The organism is Teredinibacter franksiae (genome assembly GCF_014218805.1).
Lineage (GTDB): Bacteria > Pseudomonadota > Gammaproteobacteria > Pseudomonadales > Cellvibrionaceae > Teredinibacter > Teredinibacter franksiae.
The window spans coordinates 508,003-520,047 of record NZ_JACJUV010000008.1; the positions used below are offsets into that span (position 1 = coordinate 508,003).

Consider the following 12,045-nt stretch of genomic DNA (forward strand, 5'->3'; position numbering starts at 1 on the left):
ATAGAAACAAGCTCTTCCGTTATTTATAGCAGTAAAGCTAGGAAAATGCCGGGATATAGGCGTGGGAGGAATATGAATTTAGTTGTTTTTACGCCTCAACCGAAGAATCAGTAGAGGATTCGAGCTTTCTCCGCAGCAGGAACCAGCGCACAGTAAACCCCAGGGTAGAAAGCGCTAACGCGACGACGAGTGCCGTAAGTAATGGCATACCCGCACGCCAAAAAGCCGTGCTCCCTTCAAAAAACAACTCAACCGCCGCAATTAATATGGCCGGTGACAGGTATTCCTGCTGGGTATTGGTGTACCAAGGAACCAATATAGCCACCGACACAACCAAACGCAGCATAAACCTTACTTCTAACCAGGGTATACGCCGTGTAATGTACCACCAGCAGGCGATCAGTAATCCTGCACCTATTAGGTAATATAACCAGGCATAAAGGTATTCGCTTTCGGTCATCATTGGCTGAAGTTCTCTCGGTTATCAACGATATAGTGGTATTAGCTCTAGTATCTTAATGAGTATCAATAGTGCGGTGGACGTTCGTCCACAGTATTTACAGGGCCATTCTGACCCTGCTCCACTTGATACACAATATCGTCCACCTTTTTATAAAGCAGGTGGAATTGTTTCTGTAAATCCTGAATCTCTCGCCCCATGGTGGCCACTTCGTTGTTCAGCGTATTAATGGTATCTTCGTGAAAGGCGATACGGGCCTCTAGGTCTTCTCTATCGCTGTTTTGTTCGTCTGTCATAACATCTACCTTACTTTTTCCAGCGGTATTTAGGGCTGGCTCAACCGACAAAACTATAGGGTGGCTTTACTACAGCCCCCTTGAGCGCCAATTAAACCCAATGAACAATATGCTCTTCCAGCCCGTCTGGGTGTACCAGTGTTTCACTCAGTACTTTACCCATAACCGAGATTTCCGCTGTGTGCACACTATTGGCATCGCCACTGAGCAATGGATGCCATTGCGGTAGGGCCTCGCCTTCAGCCAGCAACCGATATGCACAGGTTTGTGGCAACCACTCAAAGGTTTCCGGCTGCTGTGTACTCAAAACTAAACACTCGGGGACATTGGTTTTTCTATTCGGGTAATCTGTGCAACGACAGGTGTTTTCGTCTAGGTAACGACAGGTCACACGCGTAAAAAATAATTCGCCGGTATCTTCGTCTTCCAGCTTGTGCAAACAACACTTACCGCAGCCATCGCACAGCTGCTCCCACTCTTCAGGCGACATTTCAGCAAGACTTTTTTCTCGCCAAAATGACGTCACGAATGTTTACCCATTTTGTCATTGGGAATGTTCTGCATGTAACCTTCACTGATACCCGTTGGTGGTATCTGCAAATAGAAATCTTGGCTTTCGATCGCTTTCAGAACGACCGAAGCATCCGCTCTCGCTAACGTTTTGTTGGGCGTTATCAATAAAGACATTGCCAGCTCAGCTCGACCAAACTGTTGGCGTAGCGCTTCGGGCAATGCCTGTAAATCAAAGCCTTTGCGCACGTATAAGTACATGCCTTCTTTTTTACCTGAGCGGTATATATCGGTTATCACCTTCATTCTTCACCGTAAATCACGTTTGCCAGCGGCTCCTGAAGTAGGGCCCGCCGCCAGCTATTTAAATAGGGTTCTAATTGCTCTTGAATGTACTCAAGGTCATCATTTTGCTGCTCAAAAAAATGGCGGGTAATGGCTTCGTAGCCACGTTTTTTCATTAACAGTTCTGGCGCAATATTTTTTTCTTCACCAATACGTACTACCGCTGCACGTAATTTTTTTGCCCATTTGTTTTCGCTGCTCGTCAGAGGTTTATCCATCAACGGCGGAAAACTCTCCGGGTCGGAATTTTTTGCCGCTTCCACCAACGCAATAAGCTCATCTCCGTCGGAACGAATCATACGCTCAGAAATGCCCTCGAACTTACGCAACTGAGAAACATGTTCGGGCGCCACCATGGCAATATCCATAAGTGAATGTTCTTTGATTACGCGATTACGGGGTATATCGCGTTTTTGTGCCCGCTGTTCTCGCCATACGGCCAGAGATTTCAATATGGCCATTTTAGGCCGGTTCAATCGCCAACCTTGCTTTATACGGGTATAACAGTTTTCGTCGCCTTGATTATTGGCATAATTCTGTAGCAGGCTTGCACATTCTTCAGTAGCCCAGAATAAACGGTTGTCCGTTTTTAATTTAAGAATTAAATAATTGGCAAGCTGATATAAGTCTTCAACATCAACAGCCGCATATTCAACTTGGGCTTTACTCAGCGGGCGCTGCAACCAATCAGAACGCGTTTCCGATTTCGGCAACTCTTTCCCCAATGCCGCTTTAACCAGGTTTCCGTAACCCACAGAAAAGCCGAATCCACACAGGGCGGCAGCAACTTGGGTATCGAAAAGGTTCACGGGTACAACATTAAGTAGTCGCTGAAAAACCTCCAAGTCTTCCGAGCAAGAATGCAACACTTTTAAAATGTTAGCGTCAGTTAACAGCCCAGTGAAAGGCGACAGATCCTCTATTGCCTTTGGGTCTATAAGGTAATTAGCCTCGCCATCGTTCACCTGTAACAATGCCGCTATAGGGTAGTACGTTTGCGTGCGCATAAACTCGGTATCAACAGCCAGCATTTTACAGGCTCGCCATTTCGCACAAAGTTCGGCTAATTCCGCGTAATTCTCTACCCAATGTATGGGCTGTGAAAGCAAGGGGTTGGACATAATAACTTACACTTCCCGTCGACTATTGAGTGCATGGGCGAGCGTACTGCCGTCGATATATTCCAATTCACCACCAATAGGAACACCGTGTGCAATACGTGTGACTTTAATACTGTGCTGTTTGGCGCGTTCTGAAATGTAATGGGACGTTGCCTCGCCTTCAATGGTTGGGTTGGTAGCAATAATCAACTCTTTCAATTCGCTATTTCTGAAGCGTTCTTCGAGTAGATCTATACCAATTTCTTTTGGCCCAATGCCATCGATAGGCGAAAGTTTACCCAACAACACAAAGTAAACACCCGAATAAATACCGGCCTGCTCCAACGCCAAGACATCCGCCGGTGTTTCGACAATACACAGCAGTTGATGATCTCTTTTGGGGTTGGCACACAGATTACAAAGCGTTTGCTCGGTTAAAGTACGGCACTGCTGACAGCGGTGTACAGCCGTAATTGCAGCTTGTAATGTAGTGGCCAAATGATCGGCACCGTGGCGATTGTGCTCGAGCAGGTTTAATGCCATACGCTGAGCTGACTTTGGCCCAACACCGGGCAAAACGCGCAATGCATTGATAAGTTGGTCAATTAAAGGGGAAAACATTAGAACGGCATCTTAAACCCTGGCGGCATTTGAATACCGCCAGTTAAGTCGCCAAATCGAGATTTATTTTCTTCCTCTACTCGGCGCACGGCATCGTTTACGGCCGCCGCCAACAAATCTTCTAACATGTCCTTTCCCTCTTCCATTAAGCTGGAATCGATAGACACATTTTTTACATCATGACGCCCGGTCATGGTTACTTTCACCAGCCCGGCACCGGCCTGGCCTTCAACTTCCATACTGGCGATATCTTCCTGCATTTGCTGCATTTTCGCCTGCATTTCCTGAGCCTGTTTCATTATGTCGCCCAAGCCTTTCATAACCTACCTCTTCACCGTAACTGATTGTTGATCTAGCACCGCACCAAATTCCCGCTCCAACGTTTGAATAACAGGGTCGCTGGTTAGCGTTTGCAGTGCCTGTGCATGTTGTTCAATTTTTTCCCTTTCGGCACACTGGGCCGGTGTTTCCACGCCCTCCGGTAGCGACTGCAAATGGATGTCGACTTTTACCGGCTGCTGAAAGTAATCGCTAAGCAAACCGGCAAGACGCTGGTTGTGCGAATTATCAAATAGACTGCTCTTATTTTCATCTAATGCAAAAAATAATTGGTTGCCTTCTTTACCAATGAGGGCGCAGTTAGATGCGGTATTTTGTACGATACCTTTTACCCCCAACTGGCGGAAAACAGTACTCCAGTGTTGCGGCGTCAGCACGTCTAAACCTATGGGCGCAGCACCATCGGAGGTTGCCGAGCGATGCTCGTTGGCCGCGCTGGCTTGTGCCTCTACGGCTTGCTTTTGCTTGGCCTCGACGGGTGGCTCAACTACGGCTGCGGTGGGAGCTATGCCCTCTTTGCCTGTAATCGCTTTAATTTGATCCTTTAGCTGTTGTTTTATTTCGCTGGCATCGTTCGTTTGCTTTGCATCAGCAGCATTCAATAAAGCCTGTGCGTTGTTCGCAGGGAGCACCACCGCTGTCGACTGCGGGCTAGGCGCTGCCAAAGGTTCTTCTGCCTGCGCAATGTAAGGGTCATTAGGTACGGCGCTTTCCTCAGCTGCAGCACTTTCGTAGACAACAGGACTTTCGTGCGGTGGCACTGCAGGCGCACTGGGCGCGCGGGTATTGGGCGCAAAGCTCTGTGGGTCTGAGGCTTGCACTGAAACCACGTCGCCAACACTTCCAGCATTAGCTGAAGGGGTTGTGACTTCGCTCTCTAACGCGGCCTCAGTGTGGAGCTTTTTTGCGGGGGGCTCTCCCGTACCAGTATAGTTGCTGGCATCATTTTGTACTGCAGCAGCCGCTGTGTTTTCTGGCGTGGTCGCTAACAAGGTTTGCGTCGGTATATCGGCCACCCCTTGCGGTTTGAAGGCCAACATACGCAGTAACGTCATTTCAAACCCGCTTCTAGGGTCTGATGCCAGATACAAATCTCTTCTACCGATTAAGGCTGTTTGGTAGAACAATTGCACATCTTCTGCGGCCATCGCCGTAGCAAATTCTAAAATTTGTGTTCGATCACCAAAGCTATTGTCTAATGCTTCAGGCAAAGCCTGCGCAATGGCAATACGGTGTAACAGGGTTAAAAATTCGGCGAGTGCTGCGTTAAAATCCGGTGCATGCTCGGCAAATTTGGCTACCGACTCTAGCAGCAACTTACCGTCACCCTGCAGCAGTCCATGCATTAAATTCTGAATGAGCTGGTGATCAATCGTACCCAGCATGGAGGCAACATCGGCCTCCCCTATTTTGCCACTGCCAAAGGCAATAGCCTGGTCCGTAAGGCTGAGGCCGTCGCGCATACTGCCATCGGCCGAGCGGGCCAACAGCCAGAGGGCTCCGTCATCAAAGGGTACAGCTTCTTTGTCGAGTATATTCTGCAGGTGACCGACGATACGCTCTGGGCTCATATTCTTTAAATTGAACTGCAGGCAGCGCGAAAGAATGGTAACCGGAAGCTTTTGCGGGTCGGTGGTGGCCAGTAAAAATTTCACATGCTCGGGAGGCTCTTCTAGGGTTTTCAACAGCGCATTGAAGCTGTGGTTTGAGAGCATGTGTACCTCATCTATGAGGTAGATTTTGTAGCGGCCGCGTGTAGGCGCGTACTGCACGTTGTCTAACAGCTCTCGGGTATCTTCGACTTTAGTACGTGAAGCCGCATCCACCTCGATCAAATCAATAAAGCGACCTTCGCTAATCTCCACACAGGAGCTGCACTCACCGCAGGGCGTGGAAGTAACGCCTGCTTCGCAGTTGAGGCACTTCGCTAAAATACGCGCAATGGTCGTTTTACCCACACCTCGAGTACCCGTAAACAAGTACGCATGATGCAGGCGATTATGGTCCAGTGCGTTTATCAGCGCCCGGAGCACATGCTCTTGGCCCACCATTTCCCGGAAATTGCCTGGCCGCCACTTGCGTGCCAATACCTGATAGCTCATTGAGCGTATTGTCTCTAGTTGCGTGTAATGAATAATTGAAAGAGCGGCATTATACCTGTGGATACGCGTTGCTAGCCCTAATTTTTAACGTAGGAGTAGATTTGTGGGCAAAGGTCTTGAATTTATAGGTGATAGCGCCGTTTTTTGCTAAAGCTGTTCTCACTAATACAGGTTTCATCACCATTAGCTTCGGTTACGATCAGCTTAAAGCATTTGATGATAACCCAATAAGACCAGCCCACAGGTCACTGTAATTGGGCTTAACGCCGTGGACAAGGTAATAATTTCCGCCGCTAAAGTACCGTGGCTGCTCATCTGCTTGCTCATTATGTAGGCCGCTGCAGCGGTTGGGGCAGACATCATGAGAAACAACACTCCCAACGCCTCCCCACGAAAACCATACGCTATGGCTCCCAGCACTACAATCAACGGCAATATCACCAATTTCAGCGCTGTTGCCATTGCCGCTTGCCGATGATTCGCTTTAAAACTCTGCCACTCAAGGCTGGCGCCAATACACAGCAGCGCAAGTGGAAGCGTGAGTTGCGCAAGATACCCCAGCGACAGTGTTGCCACAGTGGGCACGGGCAAACGTACCTGAGACCATAACAGGCCTGCGACGATGGCAATAATGAGCGGGTTCTTAACGAGGTTAGTCAATACACCGATGCGTGAATCGCTTAGCAATAACACCGCAAGAACATTGTAGAGAATAGTCAGGAACGCCAAGTAGACCGCTGCCATGGCCAGTATTCCCTGGCCAAAAGCATTCACACACAACGCCAAGCCAATAATGCCCATATTGCCTCGAAACGCACACTGCACGAATACACCACGCTTGGACTTTTCAACTATGAGCGGCGTTACCAACCACAGGCAGGCAACGGTCGCCAGCGTTGCAGCCACTGCAAAGACCACCAACGGCAAGTTGATACTCTGCTCGGGTGAGCTAGACGCCACACTCAAAAACAACAGACAGGGTAGGCTAACGTTAAAAACCAACTTATTACCTACAGAGACAAAGTGGTTATCAATTAGCTTAATACGTTTGAATACGATGCCGGCGACAAGCACAATCAGCACCGGCCCAGTTACATTCAACGCTGCTTGGAAATGGTTAACTAAAGACAAAGGTACATACCTGAAGGGGTCGGGCGGGCTAGTTTACCACCGTATAACTTCCTCTAACCAGAATGCAGCCAAGTACCTAGCTTTCATAGGCACACACCAATTTAGCTATGAATAGCGCGCAAAAGCTTGTCGACAATCGGTATTAAGCTCATCTATTTGATCATTCAACGTCCACAAATCGAACAGAATACCCAAACCACATAGGCCAAAAGTGAACAGGTAAATAATGCCTGAAATCCATTTCCCCATGTACATACGGTGCACGCCAAACACGCCGAAGAAAAAGAGCAGCAGCCAGCTCGCCGAGTAATTAACCTCTCCCTGGATGTAGCTTCGATCGGCCTCTCGGTCCATAGACGGAATCAGAAAAAAATCGATTATCCATCCAATAAAAAACAGCCCTAAAGTAAAAAACCAAATAGTGCCGGTGATCGGTTTGCCATAGTAAAAACGGTGAGCGCCGATAAAACCGAATATCCAAGCGAGGTAGCCGACGATAACCGAGTGGGAGTTATTGCGTTGCATTGACGTTCCTTTATTGAAATTTTACCTCTACTCTTAACAGGTTTCATGCCAACACATAACACACTGATTTTATTAGATTTTTTTGGCGATCAATAGAACAACTAACGAAGGAGTTAGTCGTCACCACCAATTTTTAGTCGTTATCACCAGCTTTAATTACGGCGCCTCCAGCCAACGCCCCGTGTGACAAACTGACGCTAAAACACCCCTCGTCACTGCATTTTAATGAAAAGATAACCTTTCGCTGTATTAACATCTCAGTACTTGCTGGGCTATTGCTCTTCTGGCATTTGGCCAACATCACAAGTTTCAATTCAGCCTTTCCAGAAGAGAACGGGTTTGCCCTACGCAATGGGGCGGGCAGACACATAAAAAAATATGCCCGAATTTTTTAGCGAAGAAAGCCGTCTCTACAAAGGTTATAACGGAATGACTGATGACCGAGGAAAAGATAAAAAAATAGCAAAGTCGAACGCGCGCACTACACCAACGTGTATATGTACTTGAATAATTTGGGGGAATTTTAAACGTAATGGAGGCGACCCAACCCAGCCACACCCCGGCACACAATTATACTGCTACCGTTGCTCCCTTCCAGGCCTGGCGGAGTTCACAGCGAATCGTTGCGAGGGGACCAGATTGGGCCACCATTACAAATCGGGAAACGGATTCGTTCCCGAGAGGCAGCGCATTATCCGGTTTTAGCCGAACATTGCAAGCCACTCGTGGTGCTCTGGGGTGGTTACGCGACTTCAGCTAGGCCGCAGTCCGTTCAACCGCCCCTAAAGTTACTTATTTGGCCGGTAAAATGACGCGCAGAGAAATAACATGCTCAACATTTTTAATCGCTTCGATTACGGTATCGCTGGGGCAAGAATCGATATCGAGAATATTGTAAGCCACATCGTTACGGCTCTTATTTACCATATCAATAACATTGACGTCGTTTTCAGCAAATACTGAAAGTACATCACCCAGTACTCCCGACACATTCGCGTTGGTGAAGGTTATTCGGCAATTACTCACCATGCCACCCATACTGGTTTGAGGGAAGTTAACCGAGTTTTTGATATTTCCGTTTTCCAGAAAATCACGCAGTTGATTAACCGCCATTACCGCACAGTTCTCTTCGGCCTCTGCAGTACTTGCGCCTATATGGGGAACAGCCACTACTTTCTCATGACCAATCAGACAAGGCTCAGGGAAGTCACACACATACTTCCGCAACTTTCCGGCGTCCAGCGCGGCGACAACAGCCTTTGCATCGACAATTGCATCACGAGCAAAATTCATAATGGCGGCTGTTGGTTTCATCAGCGCCAGTGTCTCAGCGTTTATCATGTGCTTGGTCGCTTCGATGGCAGGCACATGCAAAGACAGGTAATCTACTTCACCCAACAGGGACTGTAGGCTTTCCATGCGACGCACTTCACTTGGCAGCCTCCAAGCGGCTGCGATAGACAGCGCGGGGTCAAACCCAACCACGTCCATGCCCAGCGCTAGAGCGGCTTCCGCAACCATTGAGCCGATAGCACCCAAACCAACAATGCCTAGAGTTTTACCCGCTAATTCACTGCCCGCGAAGCGTTTTTTCTCAGCTTCCAGCAGCTTGGACATTTCACCTGCATCTTGCATGTCGCCCAAGGTTGCGACGAAGTCCTTGCCTTCAAGAATACCGCGCGAACTTAACAACATGCCGGTTAACACCAGCTCTTTTACCGCATTAGCATTGGCACCAGGCGTGTTAAATACGACAATGCCTTTCTTTGTGTACTCATCTACGGGCACATTGTTAACGCCAGCACCGGCGCGCGCTACGGCCATTACGCTGTCGGGCAGGTTTTCGTTATGAAGCTTCTGACTCCTCAGTAAAACGGCTTCGGGAGCAGCGGCTTCTTCACCTACGGAATATTTTTCCTGGGGGAAAAGGCTAAGCCCTTTGTCAGAAATTTTGTTAAATGTACGAATCTGATACATGCTGTTAGCACCTTAATGGTTTTATCGGACCCGGTGAGAACCAGGTCTCTTTCATTTGTCAGCTTTTTTAACATTCAGGCGCAAAAAACTTTTTAACCTGTTGTTTTCTAAGCACTTAATTTTTGGCCTTGATCTTGCTAAACACCTAAGACCAAGCTTTAAGAGGGCCTTTGGCCCGATTACGGCGAGGTAAAACCTTGTTTCTTCGATTCGGCCCTGGTCTCCAGGGCCTTTTTATTGGTAAAGCTTGTAGCTCAGTTGAACCAGTAAGCCCCTCGTTTTATGCGGTAACCTGCTGGTAAGCCCAATCTAACCAAGGCATCAACGCCTCTAGATCGGCAGCCTCTACAGTGGCACCCGCCCATATTCTCAAACCTGCGGGGGCATCGCGGTATGCGCCAATATCGTAGGCAACGCCTTCTTTATCCAGCAGTTTTACCAGTGCTTTTACCTGCTCTGGTTGCGCTTTCAGGGTCAAACAAACACTGGTGTTAGACAGCGTATCGGCACTCTCCGCAAGGAAGTCGATCCAATCGTTGGCCTCAACAAACGCACTAATCACCGCCAAGTTTGCTTGCGACTTCGCAATGGCGCCTTTAACCCCACCCAAGCTCTCTACCCAATCCAACGCATCCAAATAGTCTGCTACACAGAGCATAGAGGGCGTATTGATAGTGGCACCTTTAAAGATGCCCTCAACCAACTTCCCGCCTTTGGTCATACGGAATATTTTTGGCATAGGCCAAGGTGGCGTGTAGCTTTCCAGACGCTCTACCGCGCGGGGGCTAAGGATCAGCATACCGTGCGCACCCTCTCCACCCAGCACTTTCTGCCAGCTATAGGTCACAACATCCAGCTTTTCCCAAGGCATATCCATCGCAAAAACAGCCGACGTGGCATCACAAATGGTTAAACCTTCGCGGTCATCGGGGATCCAATCACCATTGGGCACCTTTACACCGGAAGTGGTGCCGTTCCAGGTGAAAACAACGTCTTTGTTAAAATCAACAGCGGCTAGATCCGGTAGCTTGCCGTAATCTGCTTCGAGAATTGCAACGTTGTCCAATTTAAGCTGTTTGGTAATATCGGTTACCCAGCCGCTACCAAACGACTCCCAGGCCAACACATCAACGCCGCGAGCACCGAGTAGGGACCACATAGCCATTTCGACAGCTCCGGTATCAGACCCAGGTACAACACCCACTCTGTAGCCTTCGGGTAAACCCAAGACTTTAGCGGTTTGCTCACAAACACGCGCCATCACATCTTTACCCAATGCAGAGCGGTGTGAACGACCCAATGTCGCAACATCGAGTGAAGACAGGTTGTAACCTGGTCGCTTGCTACAGGGACCAGAAGAAAAGTTAGGGTTGGCGGGTTTCGCTTGTGGTTGCATTTTTGTCCTCGGTTTAACGTCCAAAACCCCTAACGGGGTTCTGTTAGGTTTGCGCCAGAAAAAATCCTGAATCCAAATCGGGGTATCCGGGTTAAGTTTTCACGATGGGGAGCGCGTTCTATATCAGCGATTTTCAGGAGCCTCCTGAAAGGGGCGCCATTATGCCACTCTTACAGGCTCGCTCCTAGTAGCTGCCGCTTAGATCGGTGGCGCATTTAGCCGCCTGTTGAAACTGATCAATTTAACGTGAACTTCAGTACAGCAGTGTATACATCTTCCGCTGATACTCGATGGCTAATGGGTCTCCTTTACCCAAAACCGCCAGAATGTCAGCAAACACCTTTTTTGCCTCGCCATCGTTAAAGTTCATTTCCAGCTTAAGAATACCGTATAACAATGCCAGCGCCTCGCCATAGAAGTCGTGCTGACTGTACTGAACCGCTAACAAAAACGCCGTTTGCCGGTTTGCGGGGTCTTCTGCCAGCTGTTTTTCTAATGCTTCAATTTCAGGAGCCTTACCGGCCTCTTGGGCCAACTCCAACCGAGCCCGCACATTTTGATACTCTGGGCCTTGATCCGCCATTTTCACCGTTTCAAGCACTTGCTGAGCATTCTCCAGGCGCTTCAACTCAATTAAAACCGACACCAATACAATCGCAATATTGCCCTGCTCACCGGAATCCCTGTAAGCCTGCTGTAATAAGGGCAGTGCTTGAGCGTAATTTTCTTGGCTTATTAGCTCGTTAGCCGACTGCAATTGTAGATCCCAGGGTTTTGGTAAGTACTTTTCCAGCAACTCCCTTACCTGCGGCTCTGGTTGCGCACCGGTGAACCCGTCTACGGGCTGACCATCTTTCACCAACATCACCGTAGGAAGTGAGCGCACCCCGAACTGCGACGTAATGGCTTGCTGCTCATCGGCATTCACTTTTGCTAATAAGAATGCGCCTGCATACTCATTCGCCAACGTTTCCAATATTGGCATTAAACTTTTACACGGTGCGCACCAGTCAGCCCAAAAATCGATAAGAACCGGTCGTTTAAATGATTCATCTATCAATAGGGCCTGGGCATTTTCTTGACTAATTTCAACAATGTGATTCGACACATTTCTTCCCCAAGGATTAAGCGTTGTACGTTAATAGAATTAAAATTCATATATGGTAGTTGGAATTCAATTTTCAATGCCACTTTCGGGTTAATCACTCGCTCTTTTACGGCCAACCCCGGTAATATCAACCTT

The 12,045-nt window shown here is 48.5% G+C and carries 13 protein-coding genes and 1 other RNA gene; all 14 read right to left on the reverse strand.

The genetic code is table 11. The annotated features are described in order from the left end of the window. Nucleotides 1-88: 88 nt before the first annotated feature. The 14 genes from H5336_RS21790 to trxA all read right to left on the reverse strand — a co-directional run bounded on the left by H5336_RS21790 (nt 89) and on the right by trxA (nt 11,910). Entirely contained in the window at nt 89-463 is a 375-nt protein-coding gene (locus tag H5336_RS21790; protein ID WP_185236557.1) for a hypothetical protein, read from the reverse strand. Nucleotides 464-525: 62 nt separating this feature from the next. Then, nucleotides 526-756 carry a SlyX family protein gene (locus H5336_RS21795; RefSeq protein WP_185236558.1) on the reverse strand — a complete coding sequence of 77 codons (231 nt, stop codon included), beginning with the start codon at nt 754-756 and terminating at the stop codon, nt 526-528. Nucleotides 757-847: 91 nt separating this feature from the next. Continuing rightward, nucleotides 848-1,282, reverse strand: a complete 435-nt coding sequence (locus tag H5336_RS21800; protein WP_185236559.1) for a YcgN family cysteine cluster protein — start codon at nt 1,280-1,282, stop codon at nt 848-850. Beyond that, nucleotides 1,279-1,572 carry a YcgL domain-containing protein gene (locus H5336_RS21805; RefSeq protein ID WP_185236560.1) on the reverse strand — a complete coding sequence of 98 codons (294 nt, stop codon included), beginning with the start codon at nt 1,570-1,572 and terminating at the stop codon, nt 1,279-1,281. Before H5336_RS21805 ends, H5336_RS21800 begins: the two co-directional genes overlap by 4 nt. Beyond that, a complete protein-coding gene (rnd, locus tag H5336_RS21810; protein ID WP_185236561.1) occupies nt 1,569-2,732 on the reverse strand; it encodes a ribonuclease D in 1,164 nt (387 codons plus the stop codon). The genes H5336_RS21805 and rnd overlap by 4 nt, the downstream gene beginning before the upstream one ends. Before the next feature lie 6 nt (nt 2,733-2,738). After that, on the reverse strand, nt 2,739-3,332 hold the full coding sequence (gene recR / locus H5336_RS21815) for a recombination mediator RecR (protein WP_185236562.1): 594 nt from the start codon (nt 3,330-3,332) through the stop codon (nt 2,739-2,741). Further along, nucleotides 3,332-3,652: a YbaB/EbfC family nucleoid-associated protein gene (locus tag H5336_RS21820; protein ID WP_185236563.1), complete on the reverse strand. Its 321-nt coding sequence runs from the start codon at nt 3,650-3,652 to the stop codon at nt 3,332-3,334. The genes recR and H5336_RS21820 overlap by 1 nt, the downstream gene beginning before the upstream one ends. Before the next feature lie 3 nt (nt 3,653-3,655). Further along, nucleotides 3,656-5,773 carry a DNA polymerase III subunit gamma/tau gene (dnaX, locus tag H5336_RS21825; protein ID WP_185236564.1) on the reverse strand — a complete coding sequence of 706 codons (2,118 nt, stop codon included), beginning with the start codon at nt 5,771-5,773 and terminating at the stop codon, nt 3,656-3,658. Nucleotides 5,774-5,977: 204 nt separating this feature from the next. Continuing rightward, nucleotides 5,978-6,904, reverse strand: a complete 927-nt coding sequence (locus H5336_RS21830; RefSeq protein ID WP_185236565.1) for an AEC family transporter — start codon at nt 6,902-6,904, stop codon at nt 5,978-5,980. Nucleotides 6,905-7,009: 105 nt separating this feature from the next. Further along, the gene (locus tag H5336_RS21835; RefSeq protein WP_185236566.1) at nt 7,010-7,429 is read right to left on the reverse strand and encodes an NINE protein; all 420 of its coding nucleotides are present in this window, start codon (nt 7,427-7,429) and stop codon (nt 7,010-7,012) included. A 543-nt stretch (nt 7,430-7,972) separates the two neighbouring features. Beyond that, an RNA gene (gene ffs / locus H5336_RS21840) (signal recognition particle sRNA small type) lies at nt 7,973-8,069 on the reverse strand. Between the two features lie 152 nt (nt 8,070-8,221). Continuing rightward, nucleotides 8,222-9,406 carry a phosphoglycerate dehydrogenase gene (locus H5336_RS21845; RefSeq protein WP_185236567.1) on the reverse strand — a complete coding sequence of 395 codons (1,185 nt, stop codon included), beginning with the start codon at nt 9,404-9,406 and terminating at the stop codon, nt 8,222-8,224. Between the two features lie 280 nt (nt 9,407-9,686). After that, entirely contained in the window at nt 9,687-10,802 is a 1,116-nt protein-coding gene (locus H5336_RS21850; RefSeq protein ID WP_185236568.1) for a phosphoserine transaminase, read from the reverse strand. A gap of 253 nt (nt 10,803-11,055) precedes the next feature. After that, nucleotides 11,056-11,910, reverse strand: a complete 855-nt coding sequence (gene trxA, locus H5336_RS21855) for a thioredoxin (protein WP_185236569.1) — start codon at nt 11,908-11,910, stop codon at nt 11,056-11,058. Between the last annotated feature and the right edge of the window lie 135 nt (nt 11,911-12,045).

Bases quoted from the DNA above. Each gene is read 5' to 3' on its own strand.
- H5336_RS21790 (WP_185236557.1), bottom strand. From the start codon at position 463: ATGATGACCGAAAGCGAATACCTTTATGCCTGGTTATATTACCTAATA.
- H5336_RS21850 (WP_185236568.1), bottom strand. From the start codon at position 10,802: ATGCAACCACAAGCGAAACCCGCCAACCCTAACTTTTCTTCTGGTCCC.
- H5336_RS21820 (WP_185236563.1), bottom strand. From the start codon at position 3,652: ATGAAAGGCTTGGGCGACATAATGAAACAGGCTCAGGAAATGCAGGCG.
- rnd (WP_185236561.1), bottom strand. From the start codon at position 2,732: ATGTCCAACCCCTTGCTTTCACAGCCCATACATTGGGTAGAGAATTAC.
- H5336_RS21795 (WP_185236558.1), bottom strand. From the start codon at position 756: ATGACAGACGAACAAAACAGCGATAGAGAAGACCTAGAGGCCCGTATC.
- H5336_RS21835 (WP_185236566.1), bottom strand. From the start codon at position 7,429: ATGCAACGCAATAACTCCCACTCGGTTATCGTCGGCTACCTCGCTTGG.
- recR (WP_185236562.1), bottom strand. From the start codon at position 3,332: ATGTTTTCCCCTTTAATTGACCAACTTATCAATGCATTGCGCGTTTTG.
- H5336_RS21845 (WP_185236567.1), bottom strand. From the start codon at position 9,406: ATGTATCAGATTCGTACATTTAACAAAATTTCTGACAAAGGGCTTAGC.
- dnaX (WP_185236564.1), bottom strand. From the start codon at position 5,773: ATGAGCTATCAGGTATTGGCACGCAAGTGGCGGCCAGGCAATTTCCGG.
- H5336_RS21805 (WP_185236560.1), bottom strand. From the start codon at position 1,572: ATGAAGGTGATAACCGATATATACCGCTCAGGTAAAAAAGAAGGCATG.